The sequence below is a fragment of the Providencia sp. PROV130 genome (genome assembly GCF_028482225.1).
Taxonomy (GTDB): domain Bacteria; phylum Pseudomonadota; class Gammaproteobacteria; order Enterobacterales; family Enterobacteriaceae; genus Providencia; species Providencia rettgeri.
The window spans coordinates 454,429-476,963 of sequence record NZ_JAMPQC010000003.1; the positions used below are offsets into that span (position 1 = coordinate 454,429).

Annotated in this window: 18 protein-coding genes; 12 read left to right on the forward strand and 6 right to left on the reverse strand. The window is 39.9% G+C overall.

The window, feature by feature from the left end; translation table 11 throughout:
• Nucleotides 1-104: 104 nt before the first annotated feature.
• From btuC to PSF28_RS03390, 11 genes are all read left to right on the forward strand, one after another.
• Nucleotides 105-1,106, forward strand: a complete 1,002-nt coding sequence (btuC, locus tag PSF28_RS03340; protein WP_272684635.1) for a vitamin B12 ABC transporter permease BtuC — start codon at nt 105-107, stop codon at nt 1,104-1,106.
• Nucleotides 1,107-1,108: 2 nt separating this feature from the next.
• On the forward strand, nt 1,109-1,885 hold the full coding sequence (locus PSF28_RS03345) for a vitamin B12 ABC transporter ATP-binding protein BtuD (protein WP_336298955.1): 777 nt from the start codon (nt 1,109-1,111) through the stop codon (nt 1,883-1,885).
• A gap of 119 nt (nt 1,886-2,004) precedes the next feature.
• Complete coding sequence (arnB, locus tag PSF28_RS03350) at nt 2,005-3,150, forward strand: UDP-4-amino-4-deoxy-L-arabinose aminotransferase (protein ID WP_109911251.1); 1,146 nt, start codon at nt 2,005-2,007, stop codon at nt 3,148-3,150.
• Nucleotides 3,150-4,142 carry an undecaprenyl-phosphate 4-deoxy-4-formamido-L-arabinose transferase gene (gene arnC, locus PSF28_RS03355; protein WP_210839235.1) on the forward strand — a complete coding sequence of 331 codons (993 nt, stop codon included), beginning with the start codon at nt 3,150-3,152 and terminating at the stop codon, nt 4,140-4,142. Before arnB ends, arnC begins: the two co-directional genes overlap by 1 nt.
• Nucleotides 4,142-6,127 carry a bifunctional UDP-4-amino-4-deoxy-L-arabinose formyltransferase/UDP-glucuronic acid oxidase ArnA gene (gene arnA, locus PSF28_RS03360; protein WP_210839233.1) on the forward strand — a complete coding sequence of 662 codons (1,986 nt, stop codon included), beginning with the start codon at nt 4,142-4,144 and terminating at the stop codon, nt 6,125-6,127. Before arnC ends, arnA begins: the two co-directional genes overlap by 1 nt.
• Nucleotides 6,127-7,020, forward strand: a complete 894-nt coding sequence (arnD, locus tag PSF28_RS03365) for a 4-deoxy-4-formamido-L-arabinose-phosphoundecaprenol deformylase (RefSeq protein WP_210839231.1) — start codon at nt 6,127-6,129, stop codon at nt 7,018-7,020. Before arnA ends, arnD begins: the two co-directional genes overlap by 1 nt.
• Before the next feature lie 7 nt (nt 7,021-7,027).
• Nucleotides 7,028-8,686 (forward strand): lipid IV(A) 4-amino-4-deoxy-L-arabinosyltransferase, encoded by a 1,659-nt coding sequence (gene arnT, locus PSF28_RS03370; RefSeq protein WP_210839229.1) that lies wholly within the window; start codon nt 7,028-7,030, stop codon nt 8,684-8,686.
• Nucleotides 8,683-9,030, forward strand: a complete 348-nt coding sequence (gene arnE, locus PSF28_RS03375; RefSeq protein ID WP_004910381.1) for a 4-amino-4-deoxy-L-arabinose-phosphoundecaprenol flippase subunit ArnE — start codon at nt 8,683-8,685, stop codon at nt 9,028-9,030. Before arnT ends, arnE begins: the two co-directional genes overlap by 4 nt.
• A complete protein-coding gene (gene arnF, locus PSF28_RS03380; protein WP_210839227.1) occupies nt 9,027-9,434 on the forward strand; it encodes a 4-amino-4-deoxy-L-arabinose-phosphoundecaprenol flippase subunit ArnF in 408 nt (135 codons plus the stop codon). The genes arnE and arnF overlap by 4 nt, the downstream gene beginning before the upstream one ends.
• Nucleotides 9,435-9,516: 82 nt before the next feature.
• Entirely contained in the window at nt 9,517-10,005 is a 489-nt protein-coding gene (locus PSF28_RS03385; protein WP_210839225.1) for a C40 family peptidase, read from the forward strand.
• 63 nt (nt 10,006-10,068) lie between these two features.
• Nucleotides 10,069-11,085 (forward strand): lipoate--protein ligase A, encoded by a 1,017-nt coding sequence (locus PSF28_RS03390; protein ID WP_210839223.1) that lies wholly within the window; start codon nt 10,069-10,071, stop codon nt 11,083-11,085.
• A 236-nt stretch (nt 11,086-11,321) separates the two neighbouring features.
• Here PSF28_RS03390 and PSF28_RS03395 read toward each other — a convergent pair whose 3' ends face one another.
• The 5 genes from PSF28_RS03395 to ppsR form a co-directional block, all read right to left on the reverse strand.
• Nucleotides 11,322-11,693 (reverse strand): helix-turn-helix domain-containing protein, encoded by a 372-nt coding sequence (locus tag PSF28_RS03395; protein ID WP_004910390.1) that lies wholly within the window; start codon nt 11,691-11,693, stop codon nt 11,322-11,324.
• 630 nt (nt 11,694-12,323) lie between these two features.
• Nucleotides 12,324-13,352: a hemin-degrading factor gene (locus PSF28_RS03400; protein ID WP_272684637.1), complete on the reverse strand. Its 1,029-nt coding sequence runs from the start codon at nt 13,350-13,352 to the stop codon at nt 12,324-12,326.
• Between the two features lie 105 nt (nt 13,353-13,457).
• The gene (locus PSF28_RS03405) at nt 13,458-15,632 is read right to left on the reverse strand and encodes a TonB-dependent receptor domain-containing protein (protein ID WP_210840150.1); all 2,175 of its coding nucleotides are present in this window, start codon (nt 15,630-15,632) and stop codon (nt 13,458-13,460) included.
• Nucleotides 15,633-15,999: 367 nt separating this feature from the next.
• Nucleotides 16,000-17,049 (reverse strand): 3-deoxy-7-phosphoheptulonate synthase, encoded by a 1,050-nt coding sequence (locus PSF28_RS03410; RefSeq protein ID WP_272684638.1) that lies wholly within the window; start codon nt 17,047-17,049, stop codon nt 16,000-16,002.
• A gap of 123 nt (nt 17,050-17,172) precedes the next feature.
• On the reverse strand, nt 17,173-18,036 hold the full coding sequence (gene ppsR / locus PSF28_RS03415) for a posphoenolpyruvate synthetase regulatory kinase/phosphorylase PpsR (RefSeq protein ID WP_272665055.1): 864 nt from the start codon (nt 18,034-18,036) through the stop codon (nt 17,173-17,175).
• A 262-nt stretch (nt 18,037-18,298) separates the two neighbouring features.
• Here ppsR and ppsA point away from each other — a divergent pair, with 262 nt between their 5' ends.
• On the forward strand, nt 18,299-20,677 hold the full coding sequence (ppsA, locus tag PSF28_RS03420) for a phosphoenolpyruvate synthase (RefSeq protein WP_210840152.1): 2,379 nt from the start codon (nt 18,299-18,301) through the stop codon (nt 20,675-20,677).
• Between the two features lie 713 nt (nt 20,678-21,390).
• Here ppsA and ydiK read toward each other — a convergent pair.
• Nucleotides 21,391-22,506: an AI-2E family transporter YdiK gene (gene ydiK, locus PSF28_RS03425; RefSeq protein WP_210838279.1), complete on the reverse strand. Its 1,116-nt coding sequence runs from the start codon at nt 22,504-22,506 to the stop codon at nt 21,391-21,393.
• Between the last annotated feature and the right edge of the window lie 29 nt (nt 22,507-22,535).

The following is a 22,535-nucleotide window of genomic DNA, read 5'->3' on the forward strand; positions in this document are numbered from 1 at the left end:
CGTTGGTTAAGTTGCAAGGATCTTAAAGTGATAATTGTCGTATTACTTTCATAAATAGATATAATCGAGAAACCCATAACGCAGTTTTAAATATTATTAACCTAATGAATAATCACTTAATAAACCTGCAAAAAAAGCAGCACCGTTCTGATATTAGACTAATCATTGTGTTAATGATTTTTTTGGCTATCGTAGCTGTTATTGGGTTAAGTGTTGGGGAAATTCAACTATGGCCAAGCCAATGGAATAGTGAAAGTGCGCAGCTTTTTGTCTGGCAAATTCGCTTTCCCCGCACACTAGCGGTCATTGTTATTGGTGCAGCTCTTGCAGTCACAGGGGCTATAATGCAAGCCTTATTTGAAAACCCTTTAGCAGAACCAGGTTTATTAGGGGTAAGTAATGGTGCGGGTGTTGCTGTGGTGCTGACTGTATTATTATCGTCAGGCGTGACACATTATTGGCTATTAAGTGTTAGCGCGATTATGGGGGCTTTATTGTTTACCACCATATTGCTTTATTTTGCTCGTCGTAAGAACCTGAATAATTCCAGTTTATTGCTTGTTGGGGTTGCACTTGGTGTGATTAGTGGGGCCTGTATGACATGGATGGTGTATATGAGCAGTAACCTTGATTTGCGGCAGTTACTGTATTGGATGATGGGGAGTTTTAGTGGGGTTGATTGGCGTCAAATTGGCCTTGTTATTGGTTGTTTACCTTTTTTAGTCTGGGTGCTCTTCCAAGGTAATATACTGAATTATCTTTCATTGGGAACAGTACAAGCTTATCAATTAGGTATCTCAGTCCATAAATGGCGCGTTATATTAATTATTATTAGTGGTGTATTAATTGGCCTCAGCGTCGCTATTGCGGGGGCGATTAGCTTTATTGGTTTGGTTATTCCTCATATATTGCGGTTAAGTGGTTTAACAGATAACCGAGTATTATTAGTTGGTTCTGCTGTAGCAGGAGCATTAGGGTTATTAATTGCAGATATACTGTCTCGGTTATTAATCGTCAATGCTGAAGTCCCTATTGGTGTTATTACTGCCACGTTAGGGGCACCGATATTTATTTTCTTGTTAATTCGTCACCAACAATGGCGGTAGAAGTGATAGATAACAAATTAATTATTGATATTAAAAATATAACTATCGATACACGATTGATTAATGTTTCAGCTCAAGTGCGGGCTGGAGAACAAATTCATCTATTGGGTGCGAATGGGGCGGGAAAAAGTACATTATTAGCTGCGATAAGCGGTTATTTACCTGTAGGTGGCGATATTTTAATTGATAGCCGAAGTATACGGCAATATCGTATCGCACAATTGAGCCAACAGCGTGCTTATCTTTCACAATTAGTTAGTGATGTTCCTATACTCAAAGTTTTTCAATATTTTGGTCTTTTTTCGCCTGATACCTTGTTTTCCAATGATATTTTTGATCGCTTATGTTCAGATTTTCAACTGACATCATTATTAAGTAAGCCTATTAGCCAACTCTCGGGTGGAGAATGGCAGAGGGTTCGAATTACCGCCGCATTTTTGCAGGTTTGGGATAAACAGCAATGTAAGGGAAAATTCATATTATTGGATGAGCCGACCAATAATTTAGATATTATTCAGCAAGCGATGCTTGATAAATGGATTAAATATTTTTGTGATTGCTTAGGAACCGTTATAATGAGTGGTCATGACCTTAGTCATTCATATAAAAATGCATCTTGTATTTGGATGATGAAACAAGGACAGTTAGTCGCAGTAGGGAAACCAGAGTGCATAATGACAGAAAATAATTTATCTGACATATTTATGTCTGAAATTAAGTTAAGTCACAGTACATCTCATCAAGTGTGGCAGGTTATAAATTTAGCGGGTAAGCAATAAGTTGTTTTTATCACACATTTTTACATGATAATCCCGCAATGTTTGCAGGTGTTGAGGTTCGGTTAAAGTATAATTAACTAGAATATTCTATTCACAATGAAAACTAGGCTATTAACAATATGAGCAATTTCTTACCATTTTCAAAACCAGCAATTGGTGATGAAGAGGTCAAGGCAGTAGAAAACGTTCTGCGTTCAGGCTGGATAACAACAGGCCCACAGAATCATCAGCTAGAAGACGATTTTTGTAAGCGCTATGGCTGTAAACATGCAATTGCATTGTCATCAGCTACTGCAGGCATGCATGTTGTATTAATGGCATTGGGTATTGGTCCTGGTGATGAAGTCATCACGCCTTCTCAAACATGGGTATCAACAATCAATATGATTGAGTTGCTCGGGGCAACACCGGTCATGATTGATGTTGATCGTGACACATTAATGATCCAACCTGATGCCGTAGAAAAAGCGTTAACAGAAAAAACAAAGGCCATTATCCCAGTACACTATGCGGGAGCTCCTTGTGATCTTGACGCATTGCGTTTGATTGCTCAAAAAGCCGGTGTAGCATTAATCGAAGATGCGGCACATGCCGTGGGTACTCGTTATAAAGATGAGTGGATTGGCGAAAAGGGAACGTCTATTTTTTCTTTTCATGCCATCAAAAATGTCACCTGTGCGGAAGGGGGATTAGTCGCAACCGATGACGATGAACTTGCTCAGCGTGTACGTACACTCAAGTTTCACGGTCTAGGGGTTGACGCGTTTGATAGACAAATGCAAGGCCGTAAGCCGCAAGCCGAGGTTGTTGAGCCCGGTTTTAAATATAATTTATCGGACATTCACGCCGCGATTGCTGTGGTGCAGTTATCACGAGTTGAGCAATTAAATCAGCGTCGTGCGGAACTTACAGCTCGTTATCGTGAGTTGCTGAAAAATTCTCCTTTACAAATGTTGAGTGTCCCTAGTTACTCACATTTACATGCAAATCATTTATTTATGGTACGTGTCGATAAAGCAGCATGCGGCATTGATCGCGATACATTCATGGAAAAATTGAAAGAGCATGATATTGGAACAGGGTTGCACTTTCGTGCCGCACATACACAAAAATATTATCGCGAAAAATATCCTGAGTTAGTTTTACCTGAATCAACATGGAATAGCGCCACATTGTGTTCGTTACCTTTATTTCCCGATATGACTGATGCAGATGTTGAACGGGTCGTTAAAGCTGTAGAAGCAGTTCTTTTGGAGTCAAAATAGTGTCACACGCAGATGAATTTGATGAGATTAAAAAAGTCTCAGTGGTTATCCCTGTCTATAATGAAGAGCAGAGTTTACCGCAATTGCTAGAACGTACTATCAAGTCATGTAAACAATTAACTCAATCCTATGAATTAATTCTAGTCGATGATGGTAGTAGCGATCGTTCTGCACAAATGCTTACAGAAGCCGCAGAAAATCCAGATAACCACGTTATTGCAATTATTTTAAACCGTAACTATGGGCAGCATTCTGCTATTATGGCGGGTTTTAACCAAGCTGATGGCGACTTAGTGATTACTTTGGATGCGGATTTACAAAATCCACCAGAGGAAATCCCACGTTTAGTGCAAACAGCTATGCAAGGTTATGATGTAGTTGGTACGCGCCGTGCGAATCGCCAAGACTCTTGGTTTCGCAAAACAGCCTCTAAAATGATCAATGCGATGATCACCAAAGCGACAGGGCGTTCAATGGGAGATTACGGCTGTATGTTACGTGCATACCGCCGTCATATCATTCAAGCTATGTTGCAATGTCATGAAAGAAGTACATTTATTCCTATTTTGGCAAATACATTTGCACGTAGAACCATTGAAATTGATGTAGCGCATGCAGAACGCGAGTTTGGTGATTCTAAATACAGCTTTATGAAGCTGATTAATTTAATGTATGACTTATTAACATGCCTGACTACAGCGCCACTACGTTTATTGAGTGTTGTAGGAAGTATTATCGCTGCTGGCGGTTTTTTATTAGCGGTATTGTTAATTGCATTGCGTTTAATTTTTGGCGCAGAGTGGGCAGCAGATGGCGTATTCACTCTGTTTGCAGTACTCTTTATGTTTATTGGTGCGCAATTTGTTGCCATGGGGCTACTGGGCGAATACATCGGTAGGATCTACAATGATGTGCGCGCTAGACCTCGTTATTTTATTCAAAAAGTCGTTGGAGCAGATGCGAAATCCAACAAAAATCAGGAAGAAGACTAATGAAAGCTATTGTTTTTGCCTATCATGATATTGGCTGCGTAGGGCTAAAAGCGCTTGAAAAAGCAGGTTTTGATATCCAAGCAGTGTTTACACACACTGATGACCCAAATGAAAACCACTTTTACTCCTCAGTTGCGCGTTTAAGTGCTGACATGGAACTTCCTGTTTTTGCGCCAGAAGACGTTAATCATCCATTATGGATTGAACGTATCCGCGAAATGAAACCTGATGTGATTTTCTCTTTCTACTATCGTGATATGTTAAGTGAAGAACTGTTAGCTATCGCGCCTAAAGGTGCGTTCAATCTACATGGTTCGTTACTACCTAAATATCGCGGTCGTGCGCCTATTAATTGGGCATTATTAAAAGGCGAAAGTGAAACAGGTGTGACCTTGCATAAAATGGTAGCTAAGGCTGACGCTGGCGATATCATTGCTCAAGAAAAAGTGGCGATTACCGATACAGACACTAGCCTGACTCTGCATGCGAAAGTACGTGAAGCGGCGGAAGTTTTATTGAATAAAACACTGCCATTAATTGAAGCTGGTAGCTACAAATCTGTTGCACAAGATGAAAGCCAAGCAACGTACTTTGGTCGTCGTACCGCTGAAGATGGTTTGATTAATTGGAATAATAGCGCAAAAGAAGTTAACTGCTTAATTCGAGCAGTAACTGAACCTTATCCAGGTGCGTTCACTTATTTAGGCGCACGTAAAATGGTTATCTGGCGCGCACGCGTTTTAGATGATAACCAAGGTAAAGCAGCTGGTACGGTACTTTCGAGTGATCCACTGCGTATTGCTTGCGGCCAAGGGGCTATCGAAGTGATTAGCGGCCAAAGCGAGACTGGTTTATATATGCAAGGTAGCCGCCTTGCTAACGAAATGGGTATCGTAACTGATGTCCGTGTTGGGGCAAAACCAACAGCACAAGTTAAGCGTCGCACACGTGTTCTTATTTTAGGTGTGAATGGGTTTATTGGTAACCATTTAACAGAGCGCCTATTAAAAGACGGTAACTACGATATTTATGGCATGGATATCGGTTCTTCTGCGATTGAGCGTTTTATTGGTAACCCACGCTTCCACTTCATTGAAGGTGACGTTAGCATCCATACAGAATGGATTGAATACCACATCAAAAAATGTGACGTTATTCTGCCTCTGGTTGCGATTGCAACGCCAATCGAATATACCCGTAATCCATTACGCGTTTTCGAATTAGACTTTGAAGAAAACTTGAAAGTTGTACGTTACTGCGTGAAATATAACAAACGTATCATCTTCCCATCGACGTCTGAAGTTTATGGTATGTGTGATGATAAAGAGTTTGATGAAGACGAGTCACGCTTAATCGTCGGCCCAATCAATAAACAACGTTGGATTTACTCAGTTTCTAAACAATTACTTGACCGAGTGATTTGGGCATACGGTGCGAAAGAAGGTTTAAAATTCACCTTATTCCGTCCATTCAACTGGATGGGACCTCGCTTAGATAGCTTGAATTCTGCACGTATTGGTAGTTCGCGTGCGATTACTCAGTTAATTCTAAACTTAGTTGAAGGTTCGCCAATTAAACTGGTTGACGGTGGTGCACAAAAACGTTGCTTTACAGATATTAAAGACGGTATCGAAGCGTTATTCCGTATTATCGAAAACAAAGATGGCAAATGTGATGGTCAGATCATCAATATCGGTAACCCAACTAACGAAGCGAGTATTCGTGAATTAGCAGAAATGTTGTTGGAAAGCTTCGAAAAACACCCTCAACGTGGGAAATTCCCTCCATTTGCAGGCTTCCGTGAAATCGAAAGCAGCAGCTATTATGGCCAAGGGTATCAAGATGTTGAACACCGTAAACCAAGTGTTGAAAATGCACGTCGTTTACTGGATTGGGTTCCAACTATCGATATGAAAGATACTATCGAAGAAACATTAGATTTCTTCTTACAAGGTGCAGTTGAAGAGTTAGGTAATAAAGACTAATGAAAAAAGTTGGCTTGAGAATTGATGTGGACACCTACCAAGGTACTTTGAAAGGGGTTCCACAGCTACTCAAAGTGCTCAAAGAGCATAATATTCAGGCCAGCTTTTTCTTCAGTGTAGGACCCGATAACATGGGGCGCCATTTATGGCGCCTTTTGCGTCCTAAATTTCTGTGGAAAATGCTTAGGTCGAACGCAGCATCCCTTTATGGGTTAGACATCTTATTAGCGGGCACAGCATGGCCGGGTAAAAAAATTGCTAAAGATTTAGGTTATTTGATGAAACAAACTTTGGATGCTGGTCATGAAGTAGGCTTGCATGCATGGGATCATCAAGGTTGGCAGGCTAAAGTTGCTAAATGGAGCAAACCACAATTGACCGAACAAGTTAAGTTAGGGGTGGATGCGCTGGAGCAAGCCATTGGGCATCGAGTGACGTGTTCTGCCGTTGCTGGTTGGCGAGGCGATGAGCGTGTGTTGGAAGTTAAACAAGCGTTTAACTTTGACTACAACAGTGATTGTCGTGGTAAATACCCATTTAGGCCAATTTTAGCTGATGGCTCACTCGGGACGGTTCAAATCCCTGTCACATTGCCGACTTACGATGAAGTCGTAGGGACAGTCGTGAGTGATGATGCATTTAATGATTTTATTCTTCAAGCAATTAAAGAAGATCAAGGCGTTCCAGTTTATACTATCCATACAGAAGTGGAAGGAATGTCCAAATCGGAACAATTTTCACAATTATTGGAACGAATTACACAAGAAGAAATCCAATTCTGTACATTGAGTGAATTACTGCCAGACGATTTGAATTCATTGCCAAAAGGGCGTGTGGTGAGGGCACCATTCCCCGGACGTGAAGGCTGGCTAGGCTGCCAAGAAGAGGAATAAGCAACCTATGTTGAATAACCGAGCGAGCAAAGTAGGAGCCTCTCTGCTGGCTCTTTTTTTTATCCTAACCTATTTGTTGCCGTTGAATAGTCGTTTACTTTGGCAACCAGATGAAACGCGATACGCGGAAATTAGCCGTGAGATGTTACAGCGTGGAGATTGGATTGTTCCTTACATGCTGGATGTACGCTATTTTGAAAAACCAGTGGCAGGTTACTGGATAAATAATATTAGCCAAATGATCTTTGGTGAAACGAATTTTGCTGTTCGTTTTGGTTCGGTTTTTTGTATTCTTCTCAGTGCATTACTTGTCTATCGTATGGCAAAGATGATGTGGCGTAATAACCACGTTGCCTATGTTGCAAGCCTCATTTATATCTCGATGTTCTTAGTGTTTTCTATCGGGACCTACAGTGTACTCGACCCAATGTTGTCTTTATGGATAGCGGCAAGTATGTTTTGTTGCTTGTGGGCAATGAAATCGAGGGAAGTAAAGTCCAAATTAGCGGCGTGGCTTTGTCTTGGGCTAGCTTGTGGCATGGCATTTATGACCAAAGGCTTTTTAGCCCTTGCTATTCCAGTGATTGTCATGCTGCCTATCACAATCTACCAAAAGCGGTTTCTTGAGTTACTCAAGTATGGGCCGCTTGCAATAATTTCTGCGGTTATTATTAGTTTGCCATGGGCTTTGGCAGTTGCAAAACAAGAGCCTGATTATTGGCATTATTTCTTTTGGATTGAACATATTAAGCGCTTCACGGCAGATGATGCTCAGCATATCGCACCGTTTTGGTATTATATTCCGATTATCATTCTTGGCGCTATTCCATGGGCAGGGCTGGTACCCGGTGCTATCATGAAAGGCTGGAAAGAGCGTAAATCTAGCCCTGATATGTTTTTCTTACTGTGCTGGTTTGTTGTTCCCGTCATCTTTTTTAGTATTTCTCGCGGTAAGCTACCAACGTATATGTTGCCATTTATGGCACCACTGGCATTGCTTATGGCGAAGTATGGGGTTGATTGCGTTCGCAGTGGTAAAATGAAGGCATTGAAAGCCAATGGAATTATTAATGTTGTATTAGGGATCGCTGCGGTTATAGCGGTAATTGTCGTGAGCACGGTGATCAAAAAGCCGTTATACGAACCTGATGAATGGTCAAAAATGGTGTTGGGTGTCGTTGCCTTTTCTATTTGGGCGATTATCGGTTATCTATGTACGGTGCTAAATGCAAAGTACTGGTTATGGGCAGCATCATGTTCTTTAGCAGTGAGTTTGTGTATTGGTAGTGCTCTGCCGAACAACACCATCGATTCTAAATTGCCTCAAAACTTTATTCATCAAAATCATGATTTACTGATGAATAGCAAATATTTGATGGCAAGTAATGTTGGGGTCGCAGCTGGCCTTGCGTGGGAAACTAAAAATTCCAATATCTATTTATACAATAGTAGTGGAGAGTTAAGTTATGGGTTGGAATACCCAGATAGCCAACATCGCTTAATAAAACCTGACCAGTTTGCACAATGGCTGACAAAAGCACGTAAAGAAGGGCAGGTAACAGTTGTCTTTTTATTAGGCCGTAAAGAAGGTTTACCAGATATTCCTAAGCCGGATGAAGTTATTAAAAATTCACGTATGGCGATTGTGGTTTATCATCAACAATGATTGCACAACTATTACTATTATTGCTGGTTAGCGTTTTAACCTGTATTGGGCAAGTGGCTCAAAAGCAAGCCGTCGTCAATTGGCAGAGTAATAAAACCAATAAAACAGCATCAGCCCTTCGATGGTTGGTGCTGGCGGTTTTCATGCTCGGGCTTGGCATGTTGTTTTGGTTGAAATTATTGGAAACCATGCCGCTGAGTATCGCGTATCCAATGCTAAGCATTAATTTTGTGTTAATTACGCTAATTGGTCAGTTTGTTTATAAAGAACAAACTGGGCTTAACCACTGGTTAGGGGTTGCTGCCATTATGTTTGGTATTTTGCTAATGAGTATCAGCGTATGAACAAGGGTTATTTATGGGTGATTGGCAGTGCGTTATTAGTCACAGTCGCTCAACTGAGCTTAAAAGCAGGGGTAGTTGAATTACCCTCATTCGCACTTGGCTGGCATTGGCTGCAATTTGATTGGTTACTCGCTAATATTACTAGTTTAGGAATTATTTTTTTAGGGTTAGTTTGTTATGCGTTATCGATGTTATGTTGGCTATTAGCATTAAAATACATAGCATTGAATAAAGCTTATCCGCTTATTAGCTTAAGCTATGTTTTTGTTTATTTATTAGCAATTTTCTTACCTTGGTTTAATGAGCCTGCTACGGGGTTAAAGGCCATTGGTATCGGTTTTATTTTATTAGGGGTATGGCTAATTAGCCGACCTAATAAATCATCAAGTGATAGAACAGAATAATTTCTTAGTTGCTTATATTATAGTCTTCACGCACTATGATATAAGCAAGTTATCGCAATTGGATAGATAAATAAGGTGCTTTATGGTTATCAAAATACAACACCTACCACTATTACTGTGTTTAGTTTTAATTGGTTGTTCATCGACATCCGTTAAAAGAACGCCACCACCGCCGCTAAAAACACAGTTATCTGATCCAATTATGACGATAGCGCAATTAAAAGATCAACTCGAGCAGTGGTATGGTACGCCTTATCATTATGGCGGCATGAATCAAAATGGTGTCGATTGTTCCGGTTTTGTCTATCGCACATTTAATGATCGCTTTGCCATTCAGTTGCCTCGTACAACGGTGGATCAAACTCAATTAGGCACACGGATTGATAAATCAGATTTGATGCCAGGGGATTTGGTGTTCTTTAAAACCGGTTCTGGAAAGAATGGGTTGCATGTGGGTATTTACGATACCGATAATACATTCATTCATGCATCAACGAGTAAAGGGGTGATCCGTTCATCAATGGATAACGTCTATTGGCGAAAAGTGTTTTGGCAGGCAAGACGCATCTAAATTCGCTATTTTCCTCAGTGATTATGCTATCTTAAGGGCAAGTTTTGTTTTAAGGATAGCCTAATGTCAACAGTACGTTTACTCATCTCTGAATCCTACGATCCTTGGTTTAACCTTGCGGTTGAAGAAACTATTTTCCGACAAATGCCAACTGACCAACGTGTTATGTTTCTCTGGCGAAATGCTGATACGGTGGTTATAGGGCGTGCACAAAACCCGTGGAAAGAATGTAATACTCGGAGAATGGAAGAAGATAATGTTCGTTTAGCACGTCGTAGTAGTGGTGGTGGGGCTGTTTTTCATGATTTAGGTAACACCTGTTTTACGTTTATGGCAGGAAAGCCGGAATATGACAAAACAGTTTCAACACATATTATTGTCGATGGATTGGCACTTGTCGGTATTAACGCACAAATCTCTGGTCGTAATGATTTAGTCTTAGAGACTGAAAGTGGTCCGCGAAAAATATCGGGTTCTGCATACCGAGAAACGAAGGATAGAGGTTTTCACCACGGAACTTTGCTAATTAATGCAGATTTAAGTCGCTTAGCAAACTATCTGAATCCAGATCCGAAAAAATTACAGGCAAAAGGGATTACGTCAGTGCGTTCTCGTGTGGCTAATTTATCTGAGCTTGTTCCCAATATTTCTCATGAAATTGTTTGCGAAGGAATAATTAAAAGCTTTTTTAATTACTTCGGTGAAACGGTCGCTGCCGAATATATTTCCCCTGAAAAACTACCTGATTTGCCAAATTTCGCAGAAACCTTTGCAAAACAAAGTAGTTGGGAGTGGAATTTTGGGCAAGCTCCAGCTTTTTCTCACTATTCAGATGCCCGCTTTCCTTGGGGAGGAATTGAGTTTCATTTTGATATCGAAAAGGGTGTGATAAACCGCTGTCAGTTTTTTACGGATAGTCTAGACCCATCCCCTTTAGAGTGGTTGAGTGAGCAATTGACAGGTAAAGCGTATCAGGTAGAAACAGTACGTGCATTGAGCAAAGAGATGGTTGTGAAATGGCCGCAGCTGCAGGAACAGTTGGCTGATTTGGAAAACTGGTTAGTCCATGAATTAAGTTAAAAAAAGAGCCGACATAGTCGGCTCAGACTGCGGATAAACATTTATGTTTAGCTGCGGTCTAATAGGTTATTGAAAATAAAAGAGAAAAATCAATTTTTTGATTTTCGACTGATAACACAAAGCGAGAAAAATCACACTTTTATCTTGCTTTGCCAACAACCTTGAGCCGACATAGTCGGCTCAGACATAGACTTCAATATTACAACTAACTAATAGGAAGGGATGTTTTAAAATAATTAGTTATGGCAACTACAGGTCATAAAATTTTTGCATTCAGGCAATTCACCTGATTGGCGAAATTTTGCAGGTGTTGTATCAAAGTGCTTTTTAAAGATACGGGTAAATGTCGCCTGTGAGCTAAAGCCATATTGCAATGCGATGTCAAGAATAGGTAAGTTACCTTCACGTAATGATTTAGCTGCTTCTAATAAACGACGTTTACGGACGTATTCGCCAAGCGTGCAACCTTTCATTTCTTTGAAAACACGCTGTAAATGCCATTTCGAATAACCGCTTTTATCGGCAATTGTGTCGATTTTGATGCCTTCATTGCGTTGCAACTGACTTTCAAGCCATTTAACAATATCGTTGACTACACTTTCTGACATATTTACCTCCTACTCAAGTAGGCTATTGTTCATTAATAACTAATAATAACTCACGAAATTAGGGTCTATTCTTCCTGTTTTTCCGATATATCGATAGGCTAAACGTGCGGTTTTTTAATGAGAATAACTATCAGTACAATAGATGTTGATAAAATTAACATTTTAAACATTCATTATTGTATGTTTAAAATTGTTTTAATTCAAGTGATTATGTTATTTGTTTGGTTTTGTTAGGTGAGTTGAAGGCATTTTTTTTATTATATTCAAAAAAATTGTTCAATCCATTCGAAATTATTAACCAAGTAAATAATTGAAAAATTATTGTTCCATTTGTAATCGTTTTTATATAACAATAAACAGGAAATTCCGAAGTAATTGTGATGGTGAAAAATATCTGTAATGACAGTATTTGTAGTGGCAATAACTAATATAAGCTGCAAGTAAAACATTTTGCTTGGGTGGTGGAAGATTATTCTATTTCTATATCAAAAAGTGGCTTATATAGTTGTCATGAATTGATAGGGGCAGAGGGCTCAATAGTAAATTTCATCTCTAATTTAATCACAATATTTGCGTAAATAGCATTCAGAAATTTACCACTAGAACCCCAATGATTTTTTAAAACTATTACTATATGCGAGATATAGAGAGAATTTGTTTACTCCATTCTATTTGTTCTGGTGTACCTTCTATACGTTGCCCATACATTTGAATAAGTTGATTACCTTGATTATCAAAGACCTCTAAACTAGTTACAAACCCATCTTTAGTCGGTTTTCGAGTCACCCAGCATTCGGATATACCATTTTCAATGAAATGCAATTGAAAGTTATGACCAGAAATATTGAGCGAATTATTTTTTGTTAACTCTTTTATTTTGCCAGTAAAAATCTGAACACAGCCACGATTTCCGACAAAAAGCATCACCTCATTTTGTGCTTGGTATGCAAGAGAAAGCAGATCAGATAAGGCGGTGGTAGGAACTTGCCATGCTAATTCTTGGCTAACTGCGCGAAAAACTTGCTGGCGACTTAAATTATGTTTTTGTAAAATCCCAAAAAACTGGTGCACATTAGTCATATCTCGCCATTGTTGTTCTAGCTCAGTGGCTAATTCTGGATTAATTTCTTGTGTTGAGAATGGGAGAATTTCTTTTGGTGCAATGGGTAAGTTATCCAGCGTAGCATAGCGTTCAACAATAGCCTGCCACTCAGCCATATCGGTTTTATCTGTAGCATAAACCTGATGCAATGCGTCCCCATGCTTATCAAAAAATTGCATACTATGGCGTAGCCCTGTTGAGGTTTCTTCAACCAGGGCAAAAGTGGAATCCCATTGTGTAAAAAACATGCGTAAATCGAGTGCTTTAGGATTTAAAAATAGCCCGCCATGGTGACTAAACCGTGGGTTACTATACTCACCGGTTTGAATACTGGAGGCATAGCTATTACGTGTTATTCCCTTCGCTTGGCCGATAGAGACTAAATTTTGCAAGATATCTGCCGGTTTTCCCGATAATCGAAGAACTTTCTCATTTCCTACACGGCAATGAACTAGTTGTGCTTCTGAAACCTGAAGTAAGGCAGCGATTTTGTGAGGGCATAAGTCAGAATGTGATTTTTGAATTTGTTGGTAATCATTGTAGAGGTTTGAGTTCACAAATTTTTCCTTGAAAAATTAAGATTGACGGGGGAAAGTCATCAACTGATTTGTTTTATTTTAAATGCTAGTCAAACCAGTTGATAACATGCGATTTTTAATGCGTTACCATGAGTAATTTACGTTAAGGTGGAAATTTCGACCTTCCTGAGGAACACCCATTGAAGAAACATATTGTTTATCGAATGCGTTCTTCATTGTTAGTGTAGAGCTGAGGCCTTTAATAAATTGGTCGGCTTGATAGTTGAGGTAAAAATCATGCAGGCTATAACCCGCGTGTTGAATAACCTCTTTGTGGTAGCGGTCTAAGCCTTTATCCGATTTATGGTGTGATAATTGGTATTTTACATTACCTTCAAATGCAGTTTTTCCCGTAAATTCACCGATCCAGCCGATATTGACTCCTGTTTCAAGTACGGGAGCATTGAAGCGAGCAACTAGGGTTTCAGGACGTATTGATGAAAGAGAGTAATGTGAGCCATCTTCGTTACCTTGGGTTAGGTTGTGACTGAGGTTAAGCTCAAACCATTGTGTTTTGTAATGGATAAAGCTATCAAATCCGCGAATAGTGGCAGAAGGTATATTTACAAAATAAAGTTCTTTCGGAAAATGCTCGGTTCTAAATTTTCTTATGTTAAATTCTTTTGGGTATTCACCTTCAAGAGCAATGTGGTTTTTGGCTTTTGTATAGAAATAAGTTGAACCAAAATGTAGAGAGTCTCTCGCTATTAGCAGATCATCGAAACTAAGTTTTAACCCAACCTCTACAGTGTTATTGACTTCCGGTAGTAATTCTGGGGAAGGGCGGAAGTCTGATTTCATCCCGATGAAGGGGATCGTGAAATGATTTGAATTGTTATACAGCTCGCTCATGCGTGGGGTGCGGTAACTTTCCGAATAAGAAGAAAAAATATTTACCCAATGTTGGGGAGTGGCACTGACAGCGAAACGTGACGACCAATTAGTATGCATATTTTTAGCGATGTGCGCGCTATCTGTTTGATATTGTGTAAAACGAATACCTGCTGAGAAAGTAATAGGTAAGTGTTGTAATGTCATGTCATTGACTAGCCAACCTGAGGTATTAGTCAATGACGCTGTCGGGTAGCTAATCGCATATTGGTTTGATTTTTGTTGTTGTGCGTAATACTCAACCCCACTTTGGATATGATGATTTGCCCAGCGATACATTGGAATGGTGAAGCTATTGGCGAATTTAGTTCCATAGGTGTATTGATTTCGCTTTTCTGTGCCGTACTCTTTGGGTTTTGTGGTGACCTTGACCTTGTCAGTTTGGTCTAGAGATAAATCAGTATAGTAAATATCCCACTCAGCCTGCCAGTTAACGTTATTTTTAGGGGTAAAGTATTGGTTTATCGCGACATCAAATTGGCGGCTGCTTCTTTCATGTGGTGTATTTGGGTAACGCTCTTTGATTGTCGGTTTAGCGGGTTGTTTTACTCCTAAACTTTCATTGCGATAATCTTTTAACTGAATTGCAAAAAGGTAAGAGGGAGTCGCTGCCCATGTGGTTTTTAGCATCCAATTCTGAATATTTTCATGATTATCGATATGTGTAAAATCAGGTGAGCTAATCAAATTTTTCTTGCGCTGGCTGTAACTGATTAGGGTATCAATGGAGTTAAGTCGACTGAATAGCGTACTTCCCATATAGTAGCTATGGTCATTGTGATCAATACCGCTAAAAACACGCCCACCTAGATTTTGGTTGGGCTTCAAAATATCAGTAGCATTTAATGTTTTGAAAGAGATTACCCCTGCCAAAGCGCCACCGCCATGGTGTATCGAAGAGGATCCTTTATGGATGTACACCTTTTTTACTAAAGTTGGGTCAATAAATGTTGCATCATATAGGCCGGAATTAAAGTCCTGAGTGATATTATCAACGGTGACTTTTACACCTCGGGAATCATAGCCCCGCATTTGAATACCCTGCCCATAAGTACTATTGGAACCAGAGACAAACACCCCAGGTTGGCCTTTTAATAAATCAAGGGCGGATGTGGCGGCTTGCTGCTCGGGTGATTGTGCATCAATAACCTCAACATTCTCTGCAACAGCAATTTTTTCTAAGTCATAAGGCGTGGTAGAAACATGAATAATGTCCCGAGAATCCGTTTTTGACACTGCTTTTGCGGGTGATAAATTTTCAGCTAAGGCTGTGTTGCTAAACCCTGTCATTACAACGGTGGCTGCAATCGCGGAGAGTGATATTTTATGTTCTTGATGAGGTGATGTAGGCATTGATTTAAACAGCATAGGAAATCCTTTCCTTTAGTTTCAAAATTTGCTGGCTGCCTGGATAAAATCTCTGGGTGGCATGCAATAAGTGTTCGCGTAGTGTATTTATTTGTTAGAACTATTTAGCACTGTAATGTTGTAGCGGATAGTCGGGCTGGGCTACAGGAAACCTAACGCATAAATTAGTTCGTAGTGAGAATTATTATCGTTAGAGTGGGGTGGGGTCAAGATTTTTTGGATTAAAATTCTATTTTATTTGATTAGTTGGATTATTATATCGTTTTAATTATATTTAAATAATAATTATTTTTGTTTTAAATATAAAAAGCCCTTTAGTTTTGTTCACTAAAGGGCTTGTAATAGAAGAATTTTGGAATTATTGGGTTTATTTAAAGCGTGATTCAACAGCTTGAGCAAGAATTTCAATAAGTTGCTCGGTATCTTCCCAGCCAAGGCATGGGTCGGTAATTGATTGACCATAAACCAAAGGTTGGCCAGAAACCACTTTTTGCGTACCTTCAACCAAGAAGCTTTCTGCCATTACACCACTGATAGCGGTAGAACCATCTTTTATTTGTTCAGCGATGTCTCGAGCAACTTCGAGTTGGCGACGGTGAATTTTTTGGCAATTACCATGGCTGAAATCGACCACTAAATGCTCTGGTAATTCAAATTTACGTAGTTTGTCACAAGCTGCGGCTAAGTCACCGGCAGTGTAATTAGGTTGTTTACCCCCACGCATAATGATATGACCATGTGGATTACCACTAGTTTGGTAAATGGTCATTTGCCCGTTTTTATCTGGTGATAAAAACATATGCTGTGCCTTTGCAGCTCTTATTGCATCAATGGCAATATTAATATTACCGTCTGTGCCATTTTTGAAACCAACAGGACAAGACAATGCGGATGCCATTTCACGGTGAATTTGGCTTTCTGTTGTGCGAGCGCCTATTGCACCCCAACTAATCAGATCTGCAATATATTGCCCGGTGACCATATCAAGGAATTCGGTTGCCGTAGCTAACCCTAATCGGTTAACTTCAATTAATAATTTACGAGCTAACCGGATACCGGTATTAACTTGGCAAGAATTATCAAGGTTTGGGTCAGAAATTAACCCTTTCCAACCCACGACAGTGCGTGGTTTCTCAAAGTAAGTTCGCATGACGATTTCTAAACGGTCTTGATGATGCTCTCTTAATGCGTTTAATTTTTTAGCGTATTCAATAGCCGCATCGATGTCATGAATCGAACAAGGGCCAACAATAACCAGCAAACGCGGGTCTTGACCGGATAATATTTGTTCTATGCGTTTGCGTGACGCTGTCACGTTTTCAGCGACTTTTTGGGAAATAGGAAACTCATCAGCGAGAGTTTGTGGGGTAATTAAGCTATCCACTCTCGCAGTACGTAATTCATCAGTTTTGTGCATTTTCTTTCTCAAAGAACTTTAATAGGCGTATGCCCTATAAGTGATTAAGATCACAATAAACGAATGTGGCGTAATTTCAACCTCCAACTTAGCTGGAATGAATATTTTTTTTATTTGTATTCATTAAAAGATTCGTCTTTGTAAGCCCATGGTATCAATCACTTTTGCGGAAATTTCTTCAACAGAGTAGTTAGTTGTATTTAAGTAATTGATTTTATTTTGTCTAAATAAAGCTTCAACTTCAGCTATCTCAATACGACATTGCCTTATGGAAGCATAGCGGCTATTTTCACGGCGCTCTTCACGGATGGCAGCTAACCGTTCAGGGCTGATAGTTAAACCGAACAATTTATGCGTATATGGGCGTAATGCGGCTGGTAACTGTAAGTTATCCATATCGTCAGCCGTAAATGGGTAGTTTGCAGCTTGGATACCAAATTGCATCGCTAAATAGAGGCTTGTTGGTGTTTTACCACAACGTGAAACCCCTATCAGTATCACTTGGGCTTGGTCTAGGTTTCGTAACGAAATCCCATCGTCGTGAGCCAGTGTGTATTCAATGGCAGCAATACGTGCATCATATTGATTCATATTCTGCATAGATAAACCATGGGTTCGGTTAAGTTTGGGCTCAGGTTCTAGGCCGACTTCTTTTTGAATCGGGGCGACTAAGCTCTGGACGATATCTTGGCAGAACCCGGCACTTTGAGTAATGATTTGCTTTACTTCGGGGGAGATAATCGAATAGAAAACCAAAGGGCGCAACTGCGTTTCATGGAAGATAATATCAATTTTTTGTTTAATTTCCTGCGCGCGAGCTTCGCTTGTGACAAACGGCAGAGTATAAGAAATAAATGACAGAGGAAATTGAGAAAGTACGGCGTGTCCCAAAGTTTCAGCGGTGATCGCTGTTCCATCAGAAATAAAAAAAACAGTGCGTTGAACTTGGCTTGCCATATTATTCATTGCTCCTAATTCGGTCATCATTATTTGTCTCTTATTGTATTTATCACTGGATATTGGGAGATATTATCTTTGTTTAAAGTTTAAAAATTAGTTTATAGGGGGAACTATAGCCATTTTTTGAACGATTTATAGAACAAAAAAGTTTTCTTCAGTGATGGAACGATTCACCTGTCCATCTTCTCTTAGCGTCTGTGCTAGTCTATTTCACGAGGCGAATTTTCGCCAACGAGATTTTTTACGATTTGTACTCTGTCACTAAATTGCTATAAAAGGATCGCTTTCAATGTCCACAAATGGCCTCACTCCGTGTAATGTACTTTGGTATAACCAATTAGGGATGAATGATGTTGACCGTGTTGGGGGCAAAAATGCTTCTCTCGGTGAAATGATCACTAACTTATCTGATCTGGGAGTATCCGTACCTAACGGTTTCGCGACAACCGCACAGGCGTTTAATGATTTTCTGGAGCAGAGCGGTGTAAATCAGCGCATTTATAACCTGCTAGATGAAACGGATATTGATGATGTGAACCAACTGGCTGTAGCAGGTGCTCAGATCCGTCAATGGGTGATTGATACACCACTGACGAAGGAGTTGGAACAAGATATTCGTGATGCATTTGCGCAACTGTCAGAAGGTGAAGCGGAAGCCTCATTTGCTGTCCGTTCATCGGCAACTGCTGAGGATATGCCTGACGCTTCGTTTGCAGGGCAACAGGAAACATTCCTTAACGTTCAAGGGATAGACGCAGTCTTAGTTGCGATTAAACACGTTTTTGCTTCACTATTTAATGACCGTGCGATTTCATATCGCGTTCACCAAGGTTATGATCACCGCGGCGTAGCACTTTCTGCGGGTGTTCAACGCATGGTACGTTCAGATTTAGCCTCATCGGGTGTCATGTTTACGATTGATACTGAATCGGGCTTCGATCAAGTTGTATTTATCACCTCTGCGTATGGTTTAGGTGAGATGGTGGTACAAGGCGCTGTGAACCCTGACGAGTTTTATGTTCACAAACCAACGTTAACCAATAACCGTCCTGCGATTGTACGTCGTACACTGGGCTCAAAAAAATTACAAATGGTGTATGCCAACAGTAAAGAGCACGGAAAACAAGTACAAATCGAAGATGTGCCAGAGGCTCTACGCAATCGTTTCTCTTTGGCTGATCACGAAGTTGAAGAGCTTGCACGCCAAGCTTTACAGATTGAAAAACACTACGGTCGCCCAATGGATATTGAATGGGCAAAAGACGGTCATAATGGACGTTTGTATATAGTTCAAGCCAGACCAGAAACTGTTCGTTCTAATCAACAAGTGATGGAGCGTTATCAATTAAAACAACAAGGACAAGTTTTAGTTGAAGGACGTGCAATTGGTCATCGAATTGGCTCAGGGGCTGTTAAAGTTATTCATAACTTGAGTGAAATGGATAGAATTCAGGTGGGAGATGTACTTGTTACCGATATGACCGACCCTGATTGGGAGCCTATCATGAAAAAAGCGGCTGCGATTGTTACCAATCGTGGTGGGCGCACCTGCCATGCTGCGATTATCGCTCGTGAGTTAGGGATTCCAGCCGTTGTCGGTTGCGGTGATGCGACTGACCGCTTGCAAGAAGGCCAAGAGGTGACTATTTCTTGTTCTGAAGGTGATACAGGCTTTGTATATGAAGGTAAACTAGCGTTTGAGATTCATAGCTCTGAAGTGAGTGATATGCCAAGCCTAGATGTCAAAATTATGATGAACGTGGGTAACCCTGACCGTGCATTTGATTTTGCTTGTTTACCTAATGAAGGCGTGGGTTTAGCTAGGCTTGAATTTATCATCAATCGTATGATTGGTGTTCACCCAAGAGCGTTGCTGGAATTTGATAAGCAATCTCCTGAGCTACAAGCAGAAATTCGCCAAATGATGGCGGGTTATGATGACCCGATTGAATTTTATGTCGGTAAATTAACCGAAGGAATTTCGACGTTAGCCGCAGCCTTCTGGCCAAAACGCGTTATTGTCCGTTTATCTGACTTCAAGTCAAACGAATATGCCAACTTAGTCGGTGGGGATATTTATGAACCTGAAGAAGAAAACCCAATGTTAGGTTTCCGTGGTGCAGGGCGCTATGTGTCTGATAGCTTCCGTGCCTGTTTTGCATTGGAATGTGAAGCGGTTAAACGTGTTCGCAATACCATGGGCCTAACAAATGTTGAAATCATGATCCCATTCGTTCGCACGGTTGCACAGGCGGAAGCCGTAGTTGCAGAATTGGCTAAACATGATTTGAAACGTGGTGAAAATGGCTTAAAAGTTATTATGATGTGCGAAATTCCATCAAATGCTTTACTGGCTGATCAATTCCTCGAACATTTTGACGGTTTCTCTATCGGTTCGAATGATATGACTCAGTTAACGTTAGGTCTTGATAGGGACTCGGGGGTTGTTTCTGAATTATTCGATGAACGAAACGATGCCGTGAAAGCGATGCTATCCATGGCAATACAGGCTGCGAAACGCCAAAATAAATATGTAGGCATTTGTGGGCAAGGGCCATCCGATCATCAAGATTTTGCTCAATGGTTGGTTGATGAAGGTATTGATAGTTTATCTTTAAACCCTGACACCGTCGTGCAAACATGGCTAACGATAGCTGAAAATCAATAACTATTTAGTTTTTTAATTATCAAGGCTGAATGTGAATAACATTCAGCCTTTGTGTTTACTTAATCAAAACTACCTATTATAGAAATTGATAAATTCTATAATAGGTAGTTTGATATTAAATAGTTTTGAATAAGTGGTTGTGTAATGCTTTTTAGGCATAAACAACCAATAAGTCTTATATAATTACCCTTATTATGTGTATTAAATTTAACAGGCAAATATATGCTAAATAAGAGTAACGCAAGTTAATTAATTATATAACGCTAAAGGAGTATCATAACGAATAATAATGACAAAAATTGATGTTAATCAATAATTATAAAGTGATGTTCTGATTATGACATGAATAGTATTCATATTAAATAAAGATAAAAAAAAAGCCTATCATGGGCTGACAGGCAAAGACTACACACAGCAATTCAGTTTTAATAAAGCAACGCCTAAAAGGGGAAGGGTGCGGCTTCTTAGATTCATATGATTCAATAATTGAATATTAAACTATTCATATTATACAATCATTAAGAACACTCTCAATATTAATATTACTCATTGTTACTTAAAGAGAATTAATTCAATAGATTTATGTTAACATAAATTAGACTAAATACTAACGTTAGAATGTTAAATATTGTTTCTAAATATTAATGGAGCTGGATTTATTAAGTTCGCAGGCATGTATAGCTTAAACATACCTGCGACTAATTGGCGGTATACTACTTTTTAATCGAAAACTCTTCCTCTAGAAACTTTTCAGTTTCTGTTAAGTCTTCATTCGGAACAGCGACTTCGTTCATCCAAGCTTTTAATAAGCTGTAAGAAACGGCTAATACAACCGGGCCGATAAACAAACCAATCATACCAAATGATAAAATTCCCCCAATAACACCAACAAGGATTAGAACCATGGGTAAGTCTGCGCCCATTTTAATTAGCCATGGGCGAAGAACGCCATCCATAGTAGCGACAACTGCAGCCCAAATGGCCAAGATGATCCCCCAGGTCGTATCTCCTGTCCAAAACAGCCATAACACGGAAGGGATCATGATTAATAAAGGTCCTAATTGAGCCACACAACAAATAAACAATAGAACAGTCAAGATTGCTGCATAACCGATGCCAGAAAGGGCGAGGCCAATACCACCGACGATGGCTTGAATTAGTGCAGTCACGACAACACCTAACGCAACGGCTCGAATAGATTGCGCTGCTAATACGACAGCTGCATCTCCACGGATCCCTGCCAGACGCACAGCAAAATGGCGGATACCAACCATGACTGATTCGCCTTTAAGATAGAGTAAACCACTAAACAGCAGCATTAACATTAAGTGAAAAACAAATCTTCCTGCGCTAATGGCTTGAGTGGCAAACCACCCTGCAGCTTGGCCAAAGTAGGGTTGAATTTTGGCCAGTAAAGCATTACCCCCACTGGCAACTAAGCTATGCCATGCGTAGTAAATTTTTTCACCTACCATCGGGATAGTATTTAGCCATTCTAAATCAGGCAGTGTTAGGCTTGATGGTGATTTAGCTAAATCAATAAGTGGAGTACTGTTTTCAATAATACTGCCAATTAGGATACCTAATGGGATAACGAATAATAGTAATATAAGAAGAACCATCACTAATGCAGCTAACCAGCGCTTGCGCCATAAGCGAACTTCTAGTCTTAATAATAGTGGCCAAGTTGCAATTACCATCATTCCCGCCCATACAAAGCCAAGAATAAATGGATTAAGTACCCAAAAACAGGCTGCTATCATTAAAACGATGGATAATAGGCCGAAAATAAGTTTGGGAAGATCCAAGCGTTTTTGCGATTTTTCCATTAATGATTGATCCTTTGTAAATGAAAATT

Excerpts from the sequence above, each read along its gene's own strand:
- arnF (WP_210839227.1), top strand. The coding sequence starts at position 9,027 with ATGAACAAGGGTTATTTATGGGTGATTGGCAGTGCGTTATTAGTCACA.
- ydiK (WP_210838279.1), bottom strand. The coding sequence starts at position 22,506 with ATGGAAAAATCGCAAAAACGCTTGGATCTTCCCAAACTTATTTTCGGC.
- PSF28_RS03390 (WP_210839223.1), top strand. The coding sequence starts at position 10,069 with ATGTCAACAGTACGTTTACTCATCTCTGAATCCTACGATCCTTGGTTT.
- btuC (WP_272684635.1), top strand. The coding sequence starts at position 105 with ATGAATAATCACTTAATAAACCTGCAAAAAAAGCAGCACCGTTCTGAT.
- ppsA (WP_210840152.1), top strand. The coding sequence starts at position 18,299 with ATGTCCACAAATGGCCTCACTCCGTGTAATGTACTTTGGTATAACCAA.
- PSF28_RS03405 (WP_210840150.1), bottom strand. The coding sequence starts at position 15,632 with ATGCTGTTTAAATCAATGCCTACATCACCTCATCAAGAACATAAAATA.
- arnE (WP_004910381.1), top strand. The coding sequence starts at position 8,683 with ATGATTGCACAACTATTACTATTATTGCTGGTTAGCGTTTTAACCTGT.
- PSF28_RS03395 (WP_004910390.1), bottom strand. The coding sequence starts at position 11,693 with ATGTCAGAAAGTGTAGTCAACGATATTGTTAAATGGCTTGAAAGTCAG.
- PSF28_RS03385 (WP_210839225.1), top strand. The coding sequence starts at position 9,517 with ATGGTTATCAAAATACAACACCTACCACTATTACTGTGTTTAGTTTTA.
- arnB (WP_109911251.1), top strand. The coding sequence starts at position 2,005 with ATGAGCAATTTCTTACCATTTTCAAAACCAGCAATTGGTGATGAAGAG.
- arnD (WP_210839231.1), top strand. The coding sequence starts at position 6,127 with ATGAAAAAAGTTGGCTTGAGAATTGATGTGGACACCTACCAAGGTACT.
- arnT (WP_210839229.1), top strand. The coding sequence starts at position 7,028 with ATGTTGAATAACCGAGCGAGCAAAGTAGGAGCCTCTCTGCTGGCTCTT.
- ppsR (WP_272665055.1), bottom strand. The coding sequence starts at position 18,036 with ATGATGACCGAATTAGGAGCAATGAATAATATGGCAAGCCAAGTTCAA.
- arnA (WP_210839233.1), top strand. The coding sequence starts at position 4,142 with ATGAAAGCTATTGTTTTTGCCTATCATGATATTGGCTGCGTAGGGCTA.
- PSF28_RS03410 (WP_272684638.1), bottom strand. The coding sequence starts at position 17,049 with ATGCACAAAACTGATGAATTACGTACTGCGAGAGTGGATAGCTTAATT.